At 52.4% G+C, this 23,298-nt stretch carries 21 protein-coding genes and 1 pseudogene; 9 read left to right on the forward strand and 13 right to left on the reverse strand.

From position 1 onward, the window contains the following. Nucleotides 1-23 precede the first annotated feature (23 nt). From metA to aceK, 4 genes are all read left to right on the forward strand, one after another. Nucleotides 24-953, forward strand: coding sequence for a homoserine O-succinyltransferase (gene metA / locus EOS97_RS11435; protein WP_001122764.1), 930 nt, complete (start codon nucleotides 24-26; stop codon nucleotides 951-953). A 268-nt stretch (nucleotides 954-1,221) separates the two neighbouring features. Next, nucleotides 1,222-2,823, forward strand: coding sequence for a malate synthase A (gene aceB / locus EOS97_RS11440; RefSeq protein ID WP_001069363.1), 1,602 nt, complete (start codon nucleotides 1,222-1,224; stop codon nucleotides 2,821-2,823). Nucleotides 2,824-2,854: 31 nt separating this feature from the next. Then, nucleotides 2,855-4,159 (forward strand): isocitrate lyase, encoded by a 1,305-nt coding sequence (gene aceA, locus EOS97_RS11445; protein WP_000857882.1) that lies wholly within the window; start codon nucleotides 2,855-2,857, stop codon nucleotides 4,157-4,159. Nucleotides 4,160-4,260: 101 nt separating this feature from the next. Continuing rightward, nucleotides 4,261-6,012, forward strand: coding sequence for a bifunctional isocitrate dehydrogenase kinase/phosphatase (gene aceK / locus EOS97_RS11450; RefSeq protein ID WP_127836148.1), 1,752 nt, complete (start codon nucleotides 4,261-4,263; stop codon nucleotides 6,010-6,012). Here the strand turns inward: aceK and EOS97_RS11455 are convergent. Further along, on the reverse strand, nucleotides 5,976-6,383 hold the full coding sequence (locus EOS97_RS11455) for an ASCH domain-containing protein (protein ID WP_010989091.1): 408 nt from the start codon (nucleotides 6,381-6,383) through the stop codon (nucleotides 5,976-5,978). The genes aceK and EOS97_RS11455 overlap by 37 nt on opposite strands. Nucleotides 6,384-6,393: 10 nt before the next feature. Further along, on the reverse strand, nucleotides 6,394-7,218 hold the full coding sequence (gene iclR / locus EOS97_RS11460) for a glyoxylate bypass operon transcriptional repressor IclR (RefSeq protein WP_000226434.1): 825 nt from the start codon (nucleotides 7,216-7,218) through the stop codon (nucleotides 6,394-6,396). Nucleotides 7,219-7,522: 304 nt separating this feature from the next. Here iclR and metH point away from each other — a divergent pair, with 304 nt between their 5' ends. Then, nucleotides 7,523-11,206, forward strand: a complete 3,684-nt coding sequence (metH, locus tag EOS97_RS11465) for a methionine synthase (RefSeq protein WP_000095973.1) — start codon at nucleotides 7,523-7,525, stop codon at nucleotides 11,204-11,206. Nucleotides 11,207-11,472: 266 nt separating this feature from the next. Beyond that, entirely contained in the window at nucleotides 11,473-13,104 is a 1,632-nt protein-coding gene (locus EOS97_RS11470) for a Na/Pi cotransporter family protein (RefSeq protein WP_127836149.1), read from the forward strand. Between the two features lie 75 nt (nucleotides 13,105-13,179). On the opposite strand, the gene pepE is transcribed toward EOS97_RS11470, so the two are convergent. Further along, nucleotides 13,180-13,869, reverse strand: coding sequence for a dipeptidase PepE (pepE, locus tag EOS97_RS11475; protein ID WP_000421775.1), 690 nt, complete (start codon nucleotides 13,867-13,869; stop codon nucleotides 13,180-13,182). A 71-nt stretch (nucleotides 13,870-13,940) separates the two neighbouring features. Between pepE and EOS97_RS11480 the strand changes: the two genes are divergently transcribed. Genes EOS97_RS11480 through rluF form a run of 3 tightly spaced genes read left to right on the forward strand, consistent with a single transcriptional unit; the run spans nucleotide 13,941 to nucleotide 15,532 of the window. Continuing rightward, on the forward strand, nucleotides 13,941-14,042 hold the full coding sequence (locus tag EOS97_RS11480) for a hypothetical protein (RefSeq protein ID WP_031606603.1): 102 nt from the start codon (nucleotides 13,941-13,943) through the stop codon (nucleotides 14,040-14,042). A gap of 34 nt (nucleotides 14,043-14,076) precedes the next feature. Beyond that, nucleotides 14,077-14,616 (forward strand): DUF2058 domain-containing protein, encoded by a 540-nt coding sequence (locus tag EOS97_RS11485; protein ID WP_001096727.1) that lies wholly within the window; start codon nucleotides 14,077-14,079, stop codon nucleotides 14,614-14,616. Between the two features lie 46 nt (nucleotides 14,617-14,662). Further along, on the forward strand, nucleotides 14,663-15,532 hold the full coding sequence (gene rluF, locus EOS97_RS11490; RefSeq protein WP_000954618.1) for a 23S rRNA pseudouridine(2604) synthase RluF: 870 nt from the start codon (nucleotides 14,663-14,665) through the stop codon (nucleotides 15,530-15,532). Here rluF and EOS97_RS11495 read toward each other — a convergent pair. From EOS97_RS11495 to EOS97_RS11540, 10 genes and pseudogenes are all read right to left on the reverse strand, one after another. Beyond that, a complete protein-coding gene (locus tag EOS97_RS11495) occupies nucleotides 15,529-15,801 on the reverse strand; it encodes a DUF3811 domain-containing protein (RefSeq protein WP_001207628.1) in 273 nt (90 codons plus the stop codon). The genes rluF and EOS97_RS11495 overlap by 4 nt on opposite strands. Before the next feature lie 97 nt (nucleotides 15,802-15,898). Continuing rightward, nucleotides 15,899-16,840: a ketopantoate/pantoate/pantothenate transporter PanS gene (panS, locus tag EOS97_RS11500; protein WP_000881648.1), complete on the reverse strand. Its 942-nt coding sequence runs from the start codon at nucleotides 16,838-16,840 to the stop codon at nucleotides 15,899-15,901. A gap of 261 nt (nucleotides 16,841-17,101) precedes the next feature. Continuing rightward, nucleotides 17,102-17,830 carry a hypothetical protein gene (locus EOS97_RS11505; protein ID WP_000587743.1) on the reverse strand — a complete coding sequence of 243 codons (729 nt, stop codon included), beginning with the start codon at nucleotides 17,828-17,830 and terminating at the stop codon, nucleotides 17,102-17,104. A gap of 196 nt (nucleotides 17,831-18,026) precedes the next feature. After that, nucleotides 18,027-18,316, reverse strand: a pseudogene (locus EOS97_RS11510) (hypothetical protein). A 251-nt stretch (nucleotides 18,317-18,567) separates the two neighbouring features. Beyond that, nucleotides 18,568-19,023 (reverse strand): hypothetical protein, encoded by a 456-nt coding sequence (locus EOS97_RS11515; RefSeq protein WP_000084333.1) that lies wholly within the window; start codon nucleotides 19,021-19,023, stop codon nucleotides 18,568-18,570. Further along, a complete protein-coding gene (locus EOS97_RS11520) occupies nucleotides 19,020-19,721 on the reverse strand; it encodes a DUF4376 domain-containing protein (RefSeq protein ID WP_000493810.1) in 702 nt (233 codons plus the stop codon). The genes EOS97_RS11515 and EOS97_RS11520 overlap by 4 nt, the downstream gene beginning before the upstream one ends. A gap of 2 nt (nucleotides 19,722-19,723) precedes the next feature. Then, nucleotides 19,724-21,169: a phage tail protein gene (locus EOS97_RS11525; RefSeq protein ID WP_000368191.1), complete on the reverse strand. Its 1,446-nt coding sequence runs from the start codon at nucleotides 21,167-21,169 to the stop codon at nucleotides 19,724-19,726. Nucleotides 21,170-21,171: 2 nt separating this feature from the next. Further along, the gene (locus tag EOS97_RS11530) at nucleotides 21,172-21,804 is read right to left on the reverse strand and encodes a phage tail protein I (RefSeq protein WP_000359504.1); all 633 of its coding nucleotides are present in this window, start codon (nucleotides 21,802-21,804) and stop codon (nucleotides 21,172-21,174) included. After that, nucleotides 21,797-22,912: a baseplate J/gp47 family protein gene (locus EOS97_RS11535; protein ID WP_000951738.1), complete on the reverse strand. Its 1,116-nt coding sequence runs from the start codon at nucleotides 22,910-22,912 to the stop codon at nucleotides 21,797-21,799. Before EOS97_RS11535 ends, EOS97_RS11530 begins: the two co-directional genes overlap by 8 nt. Beyond that, nucleotides 22,903-23,262: a GPW/gp25 family protein gene (locus EOS97_RS11540; protein WP_001093494.1), complete on the reverse strand. Its 360-nt coding sequence runs from the start codon at nucleotides 23,260-23,262 to the stop codon at nucleotides 22,903-22,905. Before EOS97_RS11540 ends, EOS97_RS11535 begins: the two co-directional genes overlap by 10 nt. Nucleotides 23,263-23,298 lie beyond the last annotated feature (36 nt).

A 23,298-nucleotide genomic window follows, 5' to 3' on the forward strand; every position in this document is an offset into this window, starting at 1 on the left:
GTATGTCGTGAGGTTATCAGGTTATGCCGATTCGCGTGCTGGACGAGCTACCCGCCGTCAATTTTTTACGTGAGGAGAATGTCTTCGTCATGACGACTTCTCGCGCATCAGGTCAGGAAATTCGCCCGCTAAAGGTACTTATCCTTAACCTGATGCCGAAGAAGATTGAAACGGAAAATCAGTTTCTGCGTTTGCTATCGAACTCGCCATTGCAGGTCGATATTCAACTGCTGCGGATAGATGCCCGCGAGTCGAGGAACACGCCAGCCGAGCATCTGAACAACTTTTACTGTAACTTCGACGATATCTGCGATCAGAACTTTGATGGGCTTATCGTGACCGGAGCGCCGCTGGGTCTGGTGGAATTTAATGACGTGGCTTACTGGCCGCAGATTAGGCAGGTGCTGGAATGGGCGAAAGATCACGTTACTTCGACGCTATTTGTCTGTTGGGCCGTTCAGGCCGCACTCAATATTCTTTATGGTATCCCTAAGCAGACCCGTACAGATAAACTTTCCGGCGTCTATGAACATCACATCCTTCATCCTCATGCTCTGTTGACGCGTGGTTTTGATGATTCGTTTCTGGCGCCACACTCACGCTATGCCGATTTCCCGGCGGCGCTAATACGGGATTATACGGATCTTGAAATTCTGGCCGAAACAGAAGAGGGGGATGCGTACCTGTTTGCCAGCAAAGATAAACGTATTGCGTTTGTCACCGGTCATCCTGAATATGACGCTCATACGTTAGCGGGTGAATATTTTCGTGACGTTGAGGCCGGGTTAAATCCGGAGATTCCGTACAACTATTTCCCGAAAAACGATCCGCAAAACATACCGCGCGCAACCTGGCGCAGCCACGGTAATTTACTGTTTACTAACTGGCTCAACTATTATGTCTACCAGATTACGCCATATGATCTGCGTCACATGAATCCAACCCTGGATTAATCTTCTGCTTCTGACGATCCTAAAGCGTTTCAGCATGTTGAATCAGGCACCTTCGGGTGCCTTTTTTATTTCCGAAACGCACCTCATCATGTAATTAAATTTAATTTATATTGTTATCAATAGGTTAATGCATAATTAAATTAAAAATGGAAATTGTTTTTGATTTTGAAATTTAATTGAGTAGTCTTAGTTGTGTTGAACGAAAAGCGCACAGTGATCCTTCGTTCGCATTGGGGATGTATCTGGATCAACAACGAGGAGCTGCATGATGAATCCACAGGCAACCACAACTGATGAATTAACCTTTACCAGGCCGCAAGGCGAGCTGGAAAAGCAAGTCCTGACCGCTGAGGCAGTCGAGTTTTTGACGGAGTTAGTCACCCGTTTTACGCCAAAACGCAATAAACTCCTGGCTGCACGTATCCAGCAACAGCAGGATATTGATAACGGTAAGTTGCCTGATTTTATTTCGGAAATGACTTCCATTAGAGAAAGTAATTGGCAGATTCGTGGTATTCCGGCGGATTTACAGGATCGCCGAGTAGAAATTACCGGGCCGGTTGAACGTAAAATGGTGATTAATGCCCTGAACGCAAATGTGAAAGTGTTTATGGCGGATTTTGAAGACTCGCTGGCGCCGGACTGGAATAAAGTTATTGATGGTCAAATCAACCTGCGTGATGCGGTGAACGGCACCATTAGCTATACCAACGAAGCCGGAAAAATCTATCAGCTCAAGCCCGATCCGGCCGTATTGATTTGTCGTGTACGTGGTCTACATCTGCCAGAAAAACATGTTACCTGGCGGGGGGAAGCCATTCCCGGCAGCCTGTTTGATTTTGCTCTGTACTTTTTCCACAACTATAAAGCGCTGCTCGCTAAAGGTAGCGGCCCGTATTTTTACCTGCCGAAAACGCAAGCCTGGCAGGAGGCAGCCTGGTGGAGCGAAGTCTTCAGCTACGCCGAAGACCGCTTTAACCTGCCGCGCGGTACGATCAAAGCGACCCTGTTGATTGAAACGCTGCCTGCTGTTTTCCAGATGGATGAGATTCTTCATGCGTTGCGTGATCATATCGTCGGTCTCAACTGTGGTCGCTGGGATTATATTTTCAGCTATATCAAAACGTTGAAAAATCACCCGGATCGCGTCTTGCCGGACAGGCAGGTGGTAACGATGGACAAACCGTTTCTGAGCGCCTACTCGCGCCTGCTAATCAAAACCTGTCACAAGCGCGGCGCGTTCGCGATGGGCGGTATGGCGGCGTTTATCCCGAGCAAAGACGTTGAACGCAACAATCAGGTCCTTGCCAAAGTGAAAGCGGATAAAGCGCTGGAAGCGAACAACGGCCACGACGGCACGTGGATTGCGCATCCCGGGTTGGCGGATACCGCAATGGCCGTCTTTAACGAGGTACTGGGCGAGCACAAAAATCAGCTGTTCATTACCCGTGATGAAGATGCGCCGATTACCGCTGAACAGTTACTGGAGCCATGTGAAGGCGAACGCACAGAAGCGGGAATGCGCGCCAATATTCGCGTGGCAGTGCAGTACATTGAAGCGTGGATCTCCGGCAATGGCTGTGTACCGATTTACGGTCTGATGGAGGATGCCGCGACGGCGGAAATCTCACGAACCTCTATCTGGCAGTGGATTCACCATGAGAAAACACTGAGCAATGGAAAACCCGTAACGAAAGCGCTTTTCCGCGAAATGTTGGCGGAAGAGATGCGGGTAATCCAGGACGAACTGGGCGAGCACCGCTACAGCAGCGGGCGCTTCGACGATGCCGCACGTCTGATGGAGCAAATCACCACCTCAGATGACTTAATCGACTTCCTCACCCTGCCGGGCTATCGCTTACTGGCTTAATTCACCACATAACAATATGGAGCATCTGCACATGAAAACCCGTACTCAACAAATCGAAGAATTACAGAAAGAGTGGACACAACCGCGCTGGGAAGGCATCACCCGCCCGTACAGCGCGGAGGAGGTGGTGAAATTACGCGGCTCGGTTAACCCGGAGTGCACGCTGGCGCAGCTCGGCGCCGCGAAAATGTGGCGGCTGTTGCACGGTGAAGCGAAAAAAGGCTATATCAACAGCCTTGGCGCGCTGACCGGCGGTCAGGCGTTGCAGCAGGCGAAAGCCGGTATTGAGGCGATTTATCTTTCAGGCTGGCAGGTGGCGGCAGATGCCAACCTGGCATCCAGCATGTATCCGGATCAATCGTTGTACCCGGCAAACTCTGTTCCGGCGGTAGTGGATCGGATCAACAACACTTTCCGTCGTGCGGATCAGATCCAGTGGGCATCCGGTATTGAACCCAACGATCCGCGCTATGTGGATTACTTCCTGCCGATCGTTGCTGATGCGGAAGCCGGTTTTGGCGGCGTTCTGAATGCCTTCGAACTGATGAAATCGATGATTGAAGCCGGTGCAGCGGCCGTTCACTTCGAAGATCAGCTGGCGTCGGTGAAGAAATGCGGCCATATGGGCGGCAAGGTGCTGGTCCCCACGCAGGAGGCGATTCAGAAACTGGTTGCTGCGCGTCTGGCCGCTGATGTGATGGGCGTCCCGACGCTGGTGATTGCGCGTACCGATGCGGATGCGGCAGATCTGATCACCTCCGACTGCGATCCCTATGACAGCGGTTTTATTACCGGCGAACGCACCAGCGAAGGTTTTTACCGCACCCATGCGGGCATTGAGCAGGCGATCAGCCGCGGTCTGGCGTATGCCCCGTATGCCGATCTGGTGTGGTGCGAAACCTCTACGCCGGATCTCGAACTGGCGCGTCGTTTTGCCGATGCTATCCACGCGAAGTATCCGGGCAAACTGCTGGCCTATAACTGTTCGCCATCCTTCAACTGGCAGAAGAATCTGGACGACAAGACCATTGCCAGCTTCCAGCAGCAGTTGTCGGACATGGGTTACAAATACCAGTTTATTACCCTGGCGGGCATCCACAGCATGTGGTTCAACATGTTCGACCTGGCGCATGCATACGCGCAGGGCGAGGGCATGAAACACTATGTTGAGAAGGTTCAACAACCCGAGTTCGCTGCGGCGAAAGATGGCTACACCTTTGTTTCCCACCAGCAGGAAGTGGGTACTGGTTACTTCGACAAAGTCACCACCATTATTCAGGGCGGCGCGTCATCCGTTACCGCGTTAACGGGTTCCACCGAAGAATCGCAGTTTTGATTGATGCCCGGTGGCGCTGCGCTTACCGGGCCTACAGATAGCGTAGGCCGGATAAGCGAACGCGCCATCCGGCATGACGTGGTGCCGGATGAGGGAAAAAAATGCCGCGTGGCCTGGAATTACTGATTGCTCAAACCATCCTGCAAGGCTTTGACGCGCAGTATGGTCGATTTCTGGAAGTGACTTCCGGCGCGCAGCAGCGTTTTGAACAGGCCGACTGGCACGCCGTCCAGCAGGCGATGAAAAGCCGTATCCACCTCTATGATCATCATGTGGGTCTGGTGGTGGAGCAACTGCGCTGTATTACCGATGGCAAAAGTACCGACGCGGATTTCCTTTTACGCGTTAAAGAGCATTACACCCGGCTGTTGCCGGATTACCCGCGCTTCGAGATTGCGGAGAGTTTTTTCAACTCCGTTTATTGCCGGTTATTTGACCACCGCTCGTTAACACCCGAGCGGTTGTTTATTTTCAGTTCGCAACCGGAGCGTCGCTTCCGTACTATCCCGCGCCCACTGGCCAAAGACTTCTTTCCCGATCACGGTTGGGAGCCGCTGTTGATGCGCATACTCAGTGACTTACCGCTGCGTCTGCCCTGGCAGAATAAAAGCCGGGATATCCGCTATATTATCGCGCACCTGACTGAAACACTGGGCGAGGACGCGCTACCTCGCTGCCATGTCCAGGTGGCGAACGAGTTGTTTTACCGTAATAAAGCGGCCTGGCTGGTAGGTAAATTAACCACACCTGACGGTACGCTGCCGTTTTTATTGCCGATTCATCGCACTGATGAGGGTGAACTGTTTGTCGATACCTGCCTGACCACCACGGCAGAAGCGAGCATTGTGTTTGGTTTTGCCCGCTCTTATTTTATGGTGTATGCGCCGCTGCCTGCCGCGCTGGTTGAGTGGTTGCGTGAAATCCTGCCGGGTAAAACCACTGCCGAACTGTATATGGCGATTGGCTGCCAGAAACATGCGAAAACCGAAAGCTACCGCGAATATTTGTGTTATCTGGCTGAAAGCAATGAGAAATTCATTGAGGCGCCTGGCATCCGCGGCATGGTGATGCTGGTGTTTACCCTGCCAGGTTTCGACCGGGTATTTAAAATCATTAAAGACAAATTCGCCCCGCAGAAAGAGATGTCTGCCGCCCATGTGCGTGCCTGTTATCAACTGGTAAAAGAGCATGATCGCGTCGGTCGTATGGCGGATACCCAGGAGTTTGAGAATTTCGTACTGGATAAACGGCAAATTGATCCGGCGCGGATGGCGCTGTTACGACAAGAAGTGCCAGAGAAGATTACCGATCTTGGGGAACATATCGTCATTCGCCATCTCTATATTGAACGTCGCATGGTGCCACTCAATATCTGGCTGGAACAGGTAGAAGGCCAGCAGTTGCGCGATGCGATAGAAGAATATGGTAATGCGATTCGCCAGCTTGCCGCCGCTAATATTTTCCCCGGCGATATGTTGTTTAAAAACTTTGGCGTTACCCGTCATGGCCGCGTGGTGTTCTACGACTACGATGAAATTTGCTACATGACGGAAGTGAATTTCCGCGATATTCCGCCAGCGCGTTATCCGGAAGACGAACTGGCCAGCGAACCCTGGTATAGCGTCTCGCCAGGTGATGTTTTCCCGGAGGAGTTTCGCCACTGGCTGTGTGCCGATCCGCGTATCGGGCCATTGTTTGAAGAGATGCATGCCGACCTGTTTCGCGCCGATTACTGGCGCGCGCTACAGACGCGTATTAAAGAAGGGCATGTAGAAGATGTGTATGCCTATCGACGTAGACAGCGCTTTAGCGTGCGTTACGGCGCGATCTCGAGTACGGCGAACTCTTCGTAAACCAGTTCCATCTCCGGCGACCAATTACCCTCGCGCTCAAAAAAGGCCCGGTGTGCCGCTTGCCAGTACGCCAGGCTAAGATCGCCTTCGCCTTCCAGTGCGGCGAGATCGGCGCTCATCTCGTTAAAACGGATCAGCCTGAGCGCCAGCGTGCGTATGACGCACACGGCGTCGCCTGTGCCGTTGAGCACAATGTGATATGACCCGGGCGTGACAGGGGGCTGCTCTTTCTGATAGCTAACCAGCGAGCTACAGGTGCCACGCTTTTTACCGGCGACCACTAGCGCCGCCAGCTCGTCGGCCAGCGCCGGCGAATCACCGAAAGACCAACAGAAGGCCTGTGGGTACTTCTCCTGCCAGTATAATTTCAGGCTGCTCATTTCAGCGAGTTCCACCATAGGCCAGCGTCACCTCTTTCGCCGCTTTAATCACCATGGCGCCAAGTTCGGTAACGCGATCGTCAGTAATGCGTGAGCAGGGGCCGGAAATAGAGAGGGCCGCAAACGGTTCGCGGTGTTCGTCATAAATACACGAGGCCACGCAGCGCAGACCGAGCGCATGTTCTTCGTCGTCAAAGGAATAGCCGCGCTTGCGCGTCTGGGCGAGGTCATCTTTCAGATGCAGCGGTGACACCAGCGTCGCATGGGTATAAGCGTGCAACCCCTTGCGGTGCAGCAGACTGGTAACCTGTTCCTCACTGAGCTGTGATAAAAACGCCTTGCCCGCGCCAGAGGCGTGCATGGGCAGCTTGCCGCCAATAGGCGCGGACATACGCATCAGCTGCGTACACTGCACCTGGTCGATAATAATGGCCTGATGGTCGCTCTGGTCGAGTACGGCAAGGTTTACCGTTTCGCCGGAGTCCTCCATCAGTTTGCGCAAAATCGGATGGACAATCGCCAGCAGATTACGGCTCTGTAAGAAGCTGCTGCCGACGATAAACGCGTGTGCGCCTACGGCCCAGTGGCCCAGCTCACCGACCTGGCGGACAAAACCCTGTTGCTGCATGGTGGTGAGTAGACGGTGAGTCGTGGAATTAGGCAAACCCGCCTGTTGCGCCAGTTCGGTCAGCGCGACGCTGCCGTTGGACTCGGCAATCCACTCCAGTAGCTTCAGACCGCGAGTTAAAGACTGAACCTGCCCGGTTACGGGTGCAGTGGTAGCGGCAGGTTTTCTCCCGCGTTTCGCGGGAACAGGGGCAACCATGGCAGACTCCTTTTTCTGTATCGTGGAAATCATTTTCGTTTTATTCAATTATAATGCAAGAGTTCCTGAACTGATCGGATGAGTGACATCACAGGATGCCCGATGGCGCTTCGCTTATCAGGCCTACGCTTTGGGAGCCGCCAAAGTAATTTGTAGGCTGGATAAGGCGCTTGCGCCGCCATCCGACAAAGCGACAGAAGTGGGTGGCAAGCTGAACATGTCTCATGTTGCCCGTTGTTCTCTTTTCCGCCAGCACGCTTTGTGCCAGTATGGCTCGTTACGTGGAGCGTTGTCGGGAGCGAGTGTGAGCAGCAAAGTTGAACAACTGCGTGCGCAGTTAAATGAACGTATTCTGGTGCTGGACGGCGGTATGGGCACTATGATCCAGAGCTATCGTCTACATGAAGAAGATTTCCGCGGGGAGCGCTTTGCCGACTGGCCCTGCGACCTGAAAGGCAACAATGACCTGCTGGTCCTCAGCAAGCCGGAGGTGATCGCCGCTATCCACAACGCCTACTTTGAGGCTGGCGCGGATATCATCGAAACCAACACCTTTAACTCGACAACCATTGCGATGGCGGATTACCGGATGGAATCCCTGTCGGCGGAAATTAACTATGCGGCGGCCAAACTGGCGCGCGCCTGCGCCGATGAATGGACGGCGCGAACACCAGAAAAACCACGCTTTGTTGCGGGCGTGCTTGGTCCAACTAACCGCACGGCCTCCATTTCGCCGGACGTCAACGACCCGGCGTTTCGTAATATCACCTTCGATCAGCTGGTGGCCGCCTACCGCGAATCCACCAAAGCGCTGGTGGAAGGTGGCGTAGATCTGATCCTGATTGAAACCGTCTTCGACACCCTCAACGCCAAAGCGGCGGTGTTTGCGGTGAAAGAAGAGTTTGAAGCGCTGGGCGTTGATCTGCCGATCATGATTTCCGGCACCATCACCGACGCCTCTGGCCGTACGCTTTCCGGCCAGACTACCGAAGCCTTTTATAACTCGCTGCGCCACGCCGAGGCGCTCACTTTTGGCCTTAACTGCGCGCTGGGGCCTGATGAGCTGCGCCAGTACGTCCAGGAACTGTCGCGGATTGCCGAATGCTACGTCACCGCGCACCCGAACGCCGGCCTGCCGAACGCTTTCGGCGAGTACGACCTCGACGCCGACACCATGGCGAAACAGATTCGCGAATGGGCGGAAGCGGGCTTCCTGAATATCGTTGGCGGCTGCTGTGGCACTACGCCGGAGCATATCGCCGCCATGAGCCGCGCCGTTGCCGGTTTGCCGCCGCGCCAGCTGCCGGATATCCCGGTGGCCTGCCGCCTTTCCGGCCTGGAGCCGCTGAACATTGGCGACGATAGCCTGTTTGTGAACGTCGGCGAACGTACTAACGTCACCGGCTCGGCCAAATTTAAACGGCTGATCAAAGAAGAGAAATACAGCGAAGCGCTGGATGTCGCCCGTCAGCAGGTCGAAAGCGGCGCGCAGATTATTGATATCAATATGGATGAGGGGATGCTCGACGCCGAAGCGGCGATGGTGCGTTTCCTCAGCCTGATTGCCGGTGAGCCGGACATTGCCCGTGTACCAATCATGATTGACTCCTCCAAATGGGAGGTTATTGAAAAAGGGCTGAAGTGCATTCAGGGTAAAGGCATCGTCAACTCTATTTCGATGAAAGAGGGCGTGGAAGCCTTTATTCATCATGCGAAGTTGCTACGTCGCTACGGCGCGGCAGTGGTGGTGATGGCTTTTGATGAGCAGGGGCAGGCCGACACCCGCGCGCGTAAAATCGAAATTTGCCGCCGAGCCTACAAAATTCTCACCGAAGAGGTGGGCTTCCCGCCAGAAGACATCATCTTCGACCCGAATATCTTCGCCGTGGCGACCGGTATTGAAGAGCACAACAACTACGCGCAGGACTTTATCGGCGCTTGTGAAGACATCAAACGCGAGCTGCCGCACGCGCTGATCTCCGGCGGCGTGTCTAACGTGTCCTTCTCGTTCCGCGGCAACGACCCGGTACGTGAGGCTATCCACGCGGTATTCCTCTACTACGCCATCCGCAACGGCATGGACATGGGTATCGTCAACGCCGGACAGCTGGCTATCTACGACGACCTGCCCGCCGAGCTGCGCGATGCGGTTGAAGATGTCATTCTTAACCGTCGCGATGACGGCACCGAGCGTTTGCTGGATTTGGCGGAGAAATACCGCGGCAGCAAAACCGACGAAGCTGCCAGTGCCCAGCAGGCGGAATGGCGTAGCTGGGACGTGAAAAAGCGTCTCGAATACTCGCTGGTGAAAGGCATTACCGAATTTATCGAACAGGATACCGAAGAAGCCCGCCAGCAGGCCGCCCGTCCGATTGAGGTGATTGAAGGCCCGCTGATGGACGGCATGAACGTGGTCGGCGACCTGTTCGGCGAAGGGAAAATGTTCCTGCCGCAGGTGGTGAAATCCGCTCGCGTGATGAAACAAGCGGTGGCCTACCTGGAGCCGTTTATTGAAGCCAGCAAAGAAAAAGGCTCCAGCAACGGCAAGATGGTCATCGCCACCGTGAAGGGCGATGTGCACGACATTGGCAAGAACATCGTTGGCGTGGTGCTGCAATGCAACAACTACGAAATCGTCGATCTTGGCGTGATGGTGCCTGCGGAGAAAATCCTCAGAACGGCGCGTGAAGTGAATGCCGATCTGATCGGTCTTTCCGGGCTTATCACCCCGTCTCTGGACGAGATGGTCAACGTGGCGAAAGAGATGGAGCGACAGGGCTTTACTATCCCGCTACTGATCGGCGGCGCAACCACTTCGAAAGCGCATACGGCGGTGAAAATCGAGCAGAACTACAGCGGTCCGACGGTCTACGTGCAGAATGCTTCGCGTACCGTGGGCGTGGTGGCGGCGCTACTCTCCGACAACCAGCGCGATGACTTTGTCGCCCGTACCCGCAAAGAGTACGAAACCGTGCGTATTCAGCACGCCCGCAAAAAACCGCGTACGCCGCCGGTCACGCTGGAAGCGGCGCGCGATAATGATCTGGCATTCGATTGGGAACGCTACACCCCGCCGGTAGCCCACCGTTTGGGCGTGCAGGAGGTGGAAGCCAGCATCGAAACTCTGCGCAACTACATCGACTGGACGCCGTTCTTTATGACCTGGTCGCTGGCCGGCAAATACCCGCGCATTCTGGAAGATGAGGTGGTGGGCGTTGAGGCGCAGCGTCTGTTTAAAGACGCCAATGATATGCTGGATAAACTGAGCGCCGAGAAACTGTTGAATCCGCGTGGCGTGGTGGGCCTGTTCCCGGCGAACCGCATTGGCGATGACATCGAAATTTATCGCGACGAAACCCGTACTCATGTTCTGACGGTCAGCCACCACCTGCGCCAGCAGACCGAGAAAGTCGGTTTTGCCAACTACTGTCTGGCGGATTTTGTCGCGCCGAAACTGAGCGGAAAAGCGGATTACATCGGTGCTTTCGCAGTCACCGGCGGTCTTGAAGAAGACGATCTGGCTGATGCTTACGAAGCGCAACACGACGACTATAACAAGATCATGGTGAAAGCGATTGCCGACCGTCTGGCGGAAGCGTTTGCCGAGTATCTGCATGAGCGTGTACGTAAGGTTTACTGGGGATATGCGCCGAACGAGAGCCTGAGTAACGACGAATTAATCCGCGAAAACTACCAGGGGATTCGCCCGGCGCCGGGTTATCCTGCCTGCCCGGAACATACCGAAAAAGGCACTATCTGGCAGCTACTGGATGTCGAAAAACACACCGGGATGAAGCTCACCGAATCTTTCGCCATGTGGCCTGGCGCGTCGGTCTCCGGCTGGTACTTCAGCCATCCTGAGAGCAAATACTTCGCGGTAGCGCAGATCCAACGCGATCAGGTGATAGATTATGCTTTCCGTAAAGGAATGAGCGTTGAGGACGTTGAGCGGTGGCTGGCGCCGAACCTGGGTTACGATGCGGACTGATTCATAAAATCGTCACTTTTCCTTACAACATACAAGGCACTCATTGGGTGCCTTGTCTCTTTCTTACAATTAAACCCTTATACTGAAGGAAGGCTCTACGCTGAATTTGCCGGATGGCGGCGTAAACGCCTTATCCAGCATACCGTATTACGTATGGTAAGCCCGGTGGCGTGCAACGCCAGCAGGCCTTAACGCTTTGCGCCATCAGGCAATTTATCGCAAGTGAGCTTCAGGAAAACGTATAACGATAAGGAGAACCTGACGCCGTGTTAACTTTGCTCCATCTACTTTCTGCCGTTGCGCTGTTGGTATGGGGAACACATATCGTTCGTACTGGCGTAATGCGCGTGTTTGGCGCGCGTCTACGCACTGTCCTCAGCCGCAGCGTGGAAAAGAAACCGCTCGCCTTTTGTGCGGGTATCGGTGTTACCGCGCTGGTACAAAGCAGTAACGCCACCACTTTATTGGTAACGTCGTTTGTCGCCCAGGATCTTGTCGCCCTGACGCCAGCTCTGGTGATTGTGCTGGGCGCTGATGTGGGTACTGCGCTAATGGCGCGTATCCTGACCTTCGATCTCTCGTGGCTGTCGCCGCTGCTGATTTTTATCGGCGTGATTTTCTTTTTGGGACGTAAGCAGTCCCGCGCCGGGCAGCTGGGTCGCGTCGGTATCGGGCTTGGCCTGATTCTACTGGCGCTGGAGCTGATTGTGCAGGCAGTGACGCCGATCACTCAGGCTAATGGCGTGCAGGTCATTTTCGCGTCGCTGACGGGCGACATTATGCTGGATGCGCTGATTGGCGCTATGTTCGCTATTATCAGTTATTCCAGCCTGGCGGCGGTGTTGCTGACGGCGACCCTGACGGCGGCGGGGATTATATCGTTCCCGGTGGCGTTGTGCCTGGTTATCGGCGCTAATCTGGGATCGGGGCTGCTGGCGATGCTCAATAACAGCGCCGCCAATGCTGCCGCGCGTCGCGTAGCGCTCGGCAGCCTATTGTTCAAATTGATCGGCAGCCTGGTCATCCTGCCGTTTGTCCATCCGCTGGCGAATCTGATGGATGAGCTATCGCTACCGAAGTCAGAGCTGGTGATCTATTTCCACGTTTTCTATAACCTGGTGCGCTGCCTGGCGATGGTGCCATTTGCCGAGCTGATGGCGCGTTTTTGTAAACGAATTATTCGTGATGAGCCTGAACTGGATACCCATCTGAAGCCGCAACATCTGGATGTCAGCGCGCTGGATACGCCAACGCTGGCGCTGGCTAATGCTGCCCGCGAGGTGTTGCGCATTGGCGATGCGATGGAACAGATGATGGAAGGGCTAAAAAAGGTCATGCACGGCGAGCCGCGTGAAGAGAAAGCGCTGCGCAAGCTGGCGGATGACGTTAACGTGCTCTACACCGCGATTAAGCTTTATCTGGCGCGAATGCCGAAAGACGAGCTGGCGGCGGAGGAGTCCCGCCGGTGGGCGGAGATTATTGAGATGGCCCTGAACCTCGAACAGGCGTCGGATATTATCGAGCGAATGGGCAGTGAGATTGCCGACAAGTCGCTGGCGGCGCGTCGGGCATTTTCAGAAGAAGGATTGAAAGAGCTGGATGCGCTTTACGATCAACTGCTCAGTAATCTGCAACTGGCGATGTCGGTCTTTTTCTCCGGCGATGTCACCAGCGCCCGTCGGTTGCGCCGCAGTAAACATCGCTTCCGTATACTTAATCGCCGATACTCACATGCGCATGTCGACCGCCTGCACCAGCAGAACGTGCAAAGCATTGAAACCAGCTCGCTCCATTTAGGGCTGCTGGGCGATATGAAGCGTCTTAACTCACTGTTCTGTTCGGTCGCCTATAGCGTACTGGAACAGCCGGATCAGGACGAGGAACGGGGCGAGTATTAAGTGAAATGCCGGATGGCGGGGCCTACGGAGAACATGCGCGTAGGCCCGCCATTCGGCATTCAATGTGGCCTGGGATTAAAAGTGATGACCCGCTTCCAGCGCCACGGCCTCTTCGCCCGCTTTAAACACCCAGGTGGTATTCGGGCCGCCGAGAACCGCCTGGCCGTTGCTCACCTGAATCCAGTTACCTTCCGGCAAACCAATCACTGTCAGTTCCGGCGCGACCACCAGCAGTTCGCGAATACGCTGCTCGCGGGTCTCGCCCTTATGACCTTCCGGCAAGGCGTTAGTGAAGTGAGGATTAATTTGCAGCGGGAACAGATCCAGCGCGTCGAAACCGTTTGGATCGACGATCGGCATATCGTTGGTCGTGCGGATAGTCGGGCAGGCAAGGTTGGCGCCCGCGCTCCAGCCGATATACAGCGCGCCGCGTTTTACCCTGTCCGCCATCGGCGCCAGCAGCCCGCGTTCACGCGATTCTTTCAGTAGCTGAAAGGTATTTCCGCCGCCGACAATAATGATTTCCGCTTTCTCAATCGCCGCAAGCGGATCGGCGACACGATGAATCCCTGTGACGTTTATCCCTAATGGCGCAAGTACCTCTGCGGTTTTATCCGTGTACTCGTCCCATGTTTGCGTGACGCCGGCAAACGGAATAAACACGGCTGAGCGTCGACCGTTCAATTGATTCGCTATCAGCGGCAGAGCGTGTTCCAGCCAGGCTTTACCCGGCAGCGTCGAGTTACTTAATAAAAGCAGTTCCATTACTTCTCCACTTCATCAGGAAATGTCAAAACGTAATAATGCTACCATTATCCATTTAATGTCTTACTGATATGGCTCATGATGTTATGCGTGTCACAGGCAAAGCGCGGTCGCTAAAAGTGACGACAGGCCAGATCTGCCATCTGGTATCGCCTGAAAAATTACAGGTATAATCCGCAAAATTATTTAACACGTTTAGAGACGAAAATGGCAAAACTGACCTTACAAGAGCAACTGCTACAAGCGGGATTAGTGACCAGCAAAAAAATGGCCAAAGTCCAGCGCACGGCTAAAAAATCACGCGTTCAGGCTCGTGAGGCCAGAGAGGCGGTGGAAGAAAATAAAAAGGCGCAACTTGAGCGTGATAAACAACTCAGTGAACAGCAAAAACAAGCGGTTTTAGCGAAAGAGTTTAAAGCTCAGGTTAAGCAACTTATTGAAATGAATAGAATCAATGTATCTAAAGGCGATATTGGTTTTAACTTCACCGATAATAACGTCATCAAAAAAATAGACGTGGATAAGCTCACTCAGACGCAATTGATTAATGGGCGTCTCGCGATTGCGCGTCTGGTTATCAATAACAGCAGTGAATGTGAATATGCGATTATTCCCGCGAGCGTCGCCGATAAAATCGCACAACGAGATGCGGACAGTATTGTCGTAAACAGTGCGCTGAGTCAGGAAGAGCAGGACGAAGATGATCCGTATGCCGATTTTAAAGTTCCTGACGATTTGATGTGGTAAGTCACATTCCCGACGTTTATGTAGAAAAATTTCTCAGAGAGTAAATATGCTGACCGACACATCTACCCGGCTTAATAAATATATCAGTGAAAGCGGCATCTGTTCGCGTCGCGAGGCGGACCGTTTTATCGAACAGGGCAATGTCTTTATCAACGGCAAACGCGCCGCCATTGGCGATCAGGTGGTCGCCGGGGATGTTGTTAAAGTAAATGGTCGGTTGATTGAGCCGCGAGAAGCGGATGATTTAGTGCTGATTGCGCTGAATAAACCGGTTGGCATTGTCAGTACCACTGAAGACGGCGAACGAGACAATATTGTCGATTTTGTGAACCACAGCAAACGTATCTTCCCGATTGGTCGTCTGGATAAAGACTCGCAGGGGCTGATATTTCTGACTAACCACGGCGATCTGGTCAATAAGATTCTGCGTGCCGGTAACGATCACGAAAAAGAGTATCTGGTGACGGTGGATAAACCGATTACCGACGAGTTTATTCGCGGTATGGGCGCTGGCGTGCCGATTCTGGGTACCGTCACCAAAAAATGTAAGGTGAAAAAAGAGGCGCCGTTTGTCTTTCGCATCACCCTGGTGCAGGGATTAAACCGTCAGATCCGTCGTATGTGTGAATACTTTGGTTATGAAGTGACGAAACTGGAGCGTACGCGCATTATGAACGTCAGCCTGAGCGGGATTCCGCTGGGCGAGTGGCGCGATCTGACGGACGATGAGCTGATCGATCTGTTTAAGTTGATTGAGCGTTCCTCTTCCGAAGCCAAACCAAAGGCCAAAGCGAAGCCGAAGACCACGGGTATTAAGCGACCGGTCGTGGCGATCGAAAAAAGCAATGAGAAAGCGCGCCCGGCATCAAGCGGTAAGCGCTTTACCTCGCCGGGACGAAAGAAGAAAGGACGTTAACGTCTGCCGCGCGTCGGCGTATTCGCCGACCAGGAGAATGACGCTTCCGTATCGGGTTTATACGCCTGCTTCTTCTTCAACTGGCGGGCTTTTTTCGCTTCAGCCTCACGCAGCGCCATCAGCTTATCGATGTACTCCTTTTTTACGCTGTTGGTCTCAGAATTGGTCAGCGGACGACCGTGCGCAATACGGGCGCGGTCCAGCAACGTTTTCAGTTCGCGCTGTTCGCGCTCGGTCATCTCTTTTTGGGTAATGCGGGGGAGTGCCATACGGGTGCCCTCAGTTAGCCGATGCATTTAGTCTACGGCAATACGCAACGGGCGGATAGCGTGTAAGCCGGGTAAGCTTGCGCCACCCGGCAATATTTTAATTTACCTTTGCCGTTTCGCCCGATTTTTCAACAATCGGTTTCCCGGACCAGTAACCAGCCAGTAGTGACCCTGAAAGGTTGTGCCACACTGAGAACAGCGCGCCAGGCAGCGCTGCGAGCGGGCCAAAGTAGATTTTACCCAATGCAGCAGCAAGACCAGAGTTCTGCATCCCGACTTCGATCGCCAGCGTTCGACAGGTTGACTCATCAAAACCGAACAGACGTCCACCCCAGTAGCCGCCAAGCAGGCCAAGGGTGTTATGCAGGATCACCGCGATGATCACCATAAAGCCGACGGAGGCGATATGTGAAGCTGAACCCGCGACCACCGCGCTGATGATTGCCAAAATGCACACCATCGAGAATGCTGGCAGATAAGGTTTTACCACTTTCACTACGCGCGGAAACAGATGGTGAATCACCAGCCCCAGCGTGATTGGAATGACCACAATCTGTAGAATGCTCAGCAGCATACCCATCACGTCGACTTGAATATGGGCATCGACATACAGGCGCGTGAGTAGTGGTGTGGCGACCACGCCGACCAGCGTGGAGACCGATGAAATGGTGACTGAGAGCGCGACGTCTCCCTTCGCCAGATAGATCATTACGTTAGAGGCGGTGCCGCTGGCTACGCTGCCGACCAGTACCATCCCGGCGGACAGATTTGGCGGCATCTTAAACAGCAACGCCAGCAGCCATGCCGCGAGCGGCATTACCAGATAGTGCAGGAATATCCCTGCGGCGACAGGGGCTGGTCGGGAGAGCACGCGTTTAAAGTCGTCAACGTTAAGATGGACCCCCATACCGAACATAATCAACATCAGTAGTGTCGCGACCCACGGCCCAACAGGAGTAAAGGTGGATGGTGTGTAATACGCAATGAGAGAGAGCAGCAGCGCCCATAACGGGAACAGCCGGGTAATGACGGCGAGCATGTTGTTTTCCTTGCAAGTATGTTGTGTTTGTTATCAACGGGTCAGGATCGAGCCAGACCATAGTTATTGTTTATCGCGTGAAGGAAGATTATTCAAACAAATTACGCTCATGATCCAGTGTGGGCACGTGGCAGGCCGGATGACGCGCCTGCGTCGCCATCCGGCAACGCATCGCCCGATGGCGCTTACGCTACCGTATTAGAAATATATAGAGGTTCTGGTGGCGTAAAGAAAAGCGCCGGCATTGAAGAGAAGGAAGCTTTAACGCAGTGATAACTTATATTGTTTCACTTTGCTTTGGATTGTGTTTTTTAAACTAAAGTAAGGCACCCAGGGCAATGCTGTGTTCCAGGGGCGAGGGGAACCATGAAAACAGACTATGCTTGCTCCGTCAGGTAATTTTCCATTACCTGTCCCATCGTATAGTTCAGGGTTAAAACCAATCATTTTTGGTGTTGCTATATTAGCTTTATAACTAATAATTCTTCCGGGTAAGATGTTTTGCCATCTTTCAGCATCTTGACATATTCTGCCGATAAATCCTTGATCGCCATGATAGGGCGGGGTTCTTATGGCATTGATTTCCTTTTCAGGATTTTTCATAAATTCATCCCACACATTTTTTTTTGCGGGTGCAGGAATAAACATAATACCTGTTGCTGGCGCAACTGAAGCACCATGCTGAGAAAAGTCATTAAGTAATGTTATTTTTTTCATAGTTGTCAGAGGAGTAATATCTCCCACAACAACGCTATCTATATCAATATAGAGAATATCCTCATTACCAAGAACAGGATGCAGTGGATTGAAAAGTTCTAGTTTTGCCCACCATCCTGGCCAATCATACAAAAGAGGCGCTGTATTTACCCCTTTTATCTTTAGCGCATCTGTTAAACAAACAGAATCATAACCTTTGAGCTGCTTATGTAACCATTGAGCATGTTTTGTGGTGAAGTCTTTGCTTTGTCTGAGCACAGAAACAATAATCATTATATTCCCCGGTGAATATTAGGTGTTTTTAGCCATGTTCCACTATATTTAATGTGCTTTATATTGCAACAAAATTAGTGTTCATATGGTTATTGAAGTTTAATTACATTCAAGATGTGAATGTAATTAATTTGTTTATAATGTTATTAATATATGTAATGTAAGTTGATAAATGTTTTAATGATTGTTTTGTCTTTTATATTTCCATGGGGAGATATAAAATAAGAGTTGGGATGGGAGTGATCTTATTTCCCCTTTTTACTGCTCCCAGCTCTATATCAATTCCAAATTTGGAATTTAGCTTGCGATTAATCCATAATCCAGTTTTTTTCTGTTTTTTTGAACCATAGATATACATCTCATTTGCCAGACGCCACCAAAATAAAAAATTACGACGGCGATTGTTATTGGCCTGCATAAGTAATCGATATAATAAAAATTCATTCCTGAGAATGATCTCATGCCGCCAGTATTTCCGTAATCCACTTCCTTTTTTAGATATGGAAAATAATAAGCAATGTAAGAGTTTGATTTTTTCTTCCTCCAACGAAGAAAGCTAGCTTGTTAAATAAATGTTATTATCGTGGAAGGTTCACGTATCAATTGGTAAAAATACTATAAGATGGTTTTTTATAATACTTCATTTGCTATGCAAACTGAACATTTGATGCTAACAAATAAATACTAACGGGTATTACTTAATTCAACACCGCCGGGCTTTATACCCGGCGAGAGATTCAACAATCGTATTGCCAGCTACTGACTAAGGCATAAAGGTGGCTGGGGGAGTAGCGCCAGCTATCGTTTAGTCCGAGAAATTCAGCGCAAAACTCGCTGCAAAACAGTTTATCTTTGCGCTCCCGGTTATACAGCGCGATACCGAGCGCGCCCTGCCAGTCATAGCGTTTGCCGTTATGTTTGCGGAAAAAGACTTCCACTTCCGGCAACGTGGCCTTTAACGGTAGCTTATCCCACTTATCGTCCGGTAACGGTATTATCTTTCCCCGCACGCCGCGATCACGAAACGACGCGGAGTAGCACAGGTATTCATTACCGCCGTGTTCTACCGCCAGTTCACAGTGAGAGTAGATACCGCGCGTGACTTTGCGCGTGAGCCAGTCGGCAAACCTGGCGATGCCGCGATACTCCGATCGCCCCTTATAGCAAGCGAGCCAGACGGTGGTTTGACTCATGGCTGCCAGCCTGATGAATAGTCGTAGTCGAGCACTTCCTGGATATCCCCCAGCGCTTCTACCGCCGCAATATGCCGCTGCGCGTTGGCAAACAGGCGCATATCGTGATCCATAGTGACGGTTTCAAACTGCGCGGCGATGTCGTTGGTCAGTTTAATCAAACCGTTATTTTTGGTCTGCCACATTAACCCTGCCGGAATCTGCTTTGCCTGACCCATTCTGGTGAGTGACATTTGCTGAATACGGCTGTTAGCATCGCTGTGGAAATGGTTGCCGTCGATAATGATGTAATCGGCGGTAACGGTGTCGCGGTGAGCTTTGATTTGCTGAATTTTGGCTGCTTTAGCATCAGTAATTGAAGGTTGCCATGTTTCACCGTTCCAGCGATCAAATTTGCTCATCGGGGAGATTATAGTGATGTTTTCAGAAAGTGGTCCCAGTTCTGTAATATACACTTTGTGGCCGGATTGTTTATCATAAAAAGTTTGACCTCGATGATCCTCAACTAATTGCCATTCCTCGCCTAGCCAAACTGGGGTAAAGCCCTGTTTTATCTCTGGCGGTGGTGTTTGTGTACAATTCCTTGGTAGTCCGGTATTTGGTGCGATATAGGCATCAGATTCGCCAATAAATTCTTTGGTGTCAGGTGAAAAATTAAAAACGGATAAAATTTGTGGTTCATTTGAAAAAGTAAACATAATTATGCAAGCCTCACAATATAGTTGAATGCGATATTTTTGATGGTGTTTTCGGTATTTCCTGTCTCATGTACTGTTACAGTGTGTGAATGCGAACCAAGAGTTATTGAATGTGCATGTGTTCCCAGTGCTACAGTATGTATATGTGACCCTAGATTCAGCGTATGCGCATGGGAACCAATTCCAATCGTATGGTTGTGTGCGCCAGCGCTATTTGTAACACCTTCTTTTGACGATGGTGATGTGGAATCTGCATTTTTGTTAGCTGTGCCTTCCCCATTTACAGGGATCGTGTGGCTATGTATGCCAGCGGAGTTTGTCGTTTTTGTCCCATAGTCAAAAGCCGCAGTTGTTTTTGAACCAAGATCAGCTTTTTCAGTCGTCTTGGCCCCTAGGTCTACTAACGTTGTTGAAACGGTTCCAAGATTTGTATTTGTTGTGCTAGCAGTATGTGTATGCAACTTAATACTGTCTAATTCAGTAGAAAGAATAGTACGTCTGCTACTTGGCTTCCCTTTAATTACCCACCCTCGCATATCAGGTAGTACACCAGAAGGATACGCGATAGCTAATTCGGTATATATATTTTTATTAAATGGCTGCCCATTCATAAAAACATACCCTGATGGTGCGGTGTCTGACGGCCATGGAATTGGAGTGCCAACAGGACATGCTATGGCATTAAGCGCCTTATCCATCGCCGCCTTGACCGCGCTCGGCGTTGCCGCTTCCGTTGTGCTGGTGCTGTCCGTCGCACTGTTAAGCTTAACAATCCCCTTTTGCGTCAGCGTACCGTCCGGAACGCCGGTAATCTGGTTCCAGGTATGCGTGTGATTACGCGCTTCCGCCATCGCCGCTTTCACCGCCTTTGGCGTGGCGGCTTTGGTTTCGTCATCGCTGTCAGTGGCGTTACTGAGCTGCGTAAAGCCTTTCTGCGTTAATGTCGCATCCGGGTGATTTGTCGAATGTTCATGCTCGTCCAGCCGGGCATCCACATAGTCGCGCGTTGCCAGCACAATACTCGGATCGACCGTCAGCGTCACCGCCGTGGTGTTGGAGACTTCCATAATCAGGCGGATACAGACCTGCTTGCCGCAGCCGCCCGGCAGCAGCGGTTTGTAGGATTCCGGGAATTTGCCGATGGCGATCAGCTCGCCCTCGTTGTCGAACACGCCCACTTCACGCACGTACCAGCCGCCAACCTCTTCCGGCAGCACCAACTCGGCAATCAGCCAGTTAGGATTATTCGGCGCAACGGTTAGCGTATTCATCTCGCCGCGCCAGACTTCGTGGCGTAATTTGGTCTGGCTGGCGGTGGGCTCATAATATTGCCCACCGCCGTCGCCAACCGCCATCTTTTGCAGATGTATCTGTTTCTTATCCGCAAGGGCGCTGGCGATTTTCGCCATTCCCCTGTCGGTCAGGAGGGTATAAAACTCATTATCCATAATTACTCCGGGTAAATAGATGTAATTTCAAGGCTCCATTGCCCTGTACCGAAATAGATCGGTTTAGTTTGTTGAACTTCCAGAACCTGGAAGGGTAAGACGGTCGTTATTTCTCCACCGTAAAGCGCGCTGCCAATAACAGGAATAGCGCTTTGGTTAATTATCCAGACAATTAACGCTTCCAGCTTTGAGCGCACGTTCTTATACTCATGAATAAGATCGACCAGATTATTAAACAGATTTTCATCCATGCCCTGGTTGATTAGCTTAATTTCAACCTTGAAGAAATAAGCTTTGCCGCCATACTCAAACCATTCGGAAATCGTGCCGGGTAAGGATAATATTTCCAGTACGCGGCGAACGGCCCAGGGAGTTCCTTTATATTTATGCAGTTCAATCGCCTGTTTAATTAACTCTCGTTTCTCCTGTTCATTGGCGGCAAATAGCCAGCCCTCCAGCCCCTGAACATGAAACTGTCCGGCCAACGAGGGCAGTGCCGAGGCATCAACGATATCCACCAGATAGACCAGCAACGCCGTCAGGTCGATTTGCGCAAAGCGTTCGGCGGCAATATTCGCCAGAATCGAAAAACGTTCGTCGCTGGCCAGCGGCGGCGGCAGAAGCAGTTTATCCATCGCTGACCCCGGCAATCGTCACGTCAATGGCCGTGCATTCCGCCCATTCGTGTGCCTGCAATACCTTTTTCGCGGGCATATCCAGCGCCACGTCGTAAACGCCATCAACCTGCAGCACTTTAATTATCTGGTTTGGCACAATGTCCTGGCCCAGCCGGGTCTGGCGCGAGCGCGTCCATGTATTAATCGCTTCACGCGCGGCGGCAAGCGTCGTCTCCTGATCGGCGGTGGTAAACAGCGTCAACCGGGCGCGGATCTGATAAGGTACGCGCGGAGAACATTTAGCGCTCACCTTATCGGTTAGCGGGCGCTTTTTCTCTTTGCTCACCTCCCGTTCGATCTGGGCAAGAAGCTCCGGCCCCGGCAGTCCGTTCAGGGTCAGTGGATAGAGTTCCACGCAGCCTTCCGCCAGCCCTTCATCCGGCCCCAGCACCGCCACGTCGATAATCGACTGGCTGACCGAGAGCGTATGGAAGCGATAGGCGCCATAGCTGCCCGCGTTGCTGAAACTTTCCGGCGCTAGCTGGACGCGTTTACGTAGCGCGTCGTCGTTCTCTTCGCCGCAGCCGCCACTTGAGGCCGTCAGATTGGTGACGCTGAGATCGTAATTGCCTACCCGATCCACCAGCGCGCTGATTTGCGCAGGTTGCCAGTTATTGCCGGATTCACCGGTCGCTACACAGGTTGCAGTTACCGCAACGCTCAGGCTGCCCGTAGGCAACAGAACATCTTCGTCGGTGGCGAACATCACGCTATCCGACGCGCTGGCGCGGGTACCCTGTGGAATCACCAGGTTACTTTTAGCCGCTTGCGTAACAGAAAACTGCAGCGTGGTTTTCGCCGCCTGAGCGGGCAGACGGTGAACGCCAACCAGCTCGCCTAAATAATCCAGCATCGGCGCACGGGAATACGCGACCAGGTTTTGCTTCGCCGCCTCCTGGATGGCGATGCGGACAAGGTTTTCACGATAAGCAAACAGGTCAATGAGCAGCCGCTCAGCCTGCGCCGGATAGAGTTTTTTACCGCTGGCTTCTTCATATTGCGCAATCATCTCGCTGGTGATTTGCGCGGGATCGCGGTCAATAAAGTCGGGTTCGGCTATCGCCATAACACCTCCGTTGAGTTAATTACGCCGTCTGCGGCGCGCCATTGCACGCGTAACGTCAGGTGTTCGCCGTCAATCGTCGGCGTCACCTTCAGCAACCGGCAGCGGGGTTCCCACATGCGAATCGCTTCCACCGATTCGCGAACAACGTGCGGAATGGCCCGCTCGATCGGGTAATCGATGTAGCGCCACAGATTGCTGCCAAAAAGCAGCCTGTGGGGATCGCTGCCGCGCGGCGTGCGCAGAATGATGTGTATTGCCTGATGAATATCATCCAGCCCGCAGACGTATTCTTCAGGACGTTGCAAGGCAGGTTGCCAGTGCAGGGTCGAGGGTCGTGTTTTCGTGTTCATGAGGCTATTTTCGCCTTCCGGCGGGGGGAGAGATAT

This window comes from Salmonella sp. SSDFZ54 (assembly GCF_004010735.1).
Taxonomy (GTDB): Bacteria; Pseudomonadota; Gammaproteobacteria; order Enterobacterales; family Enterobacteriaceae; genus Salmonella; species Salmonella enterica.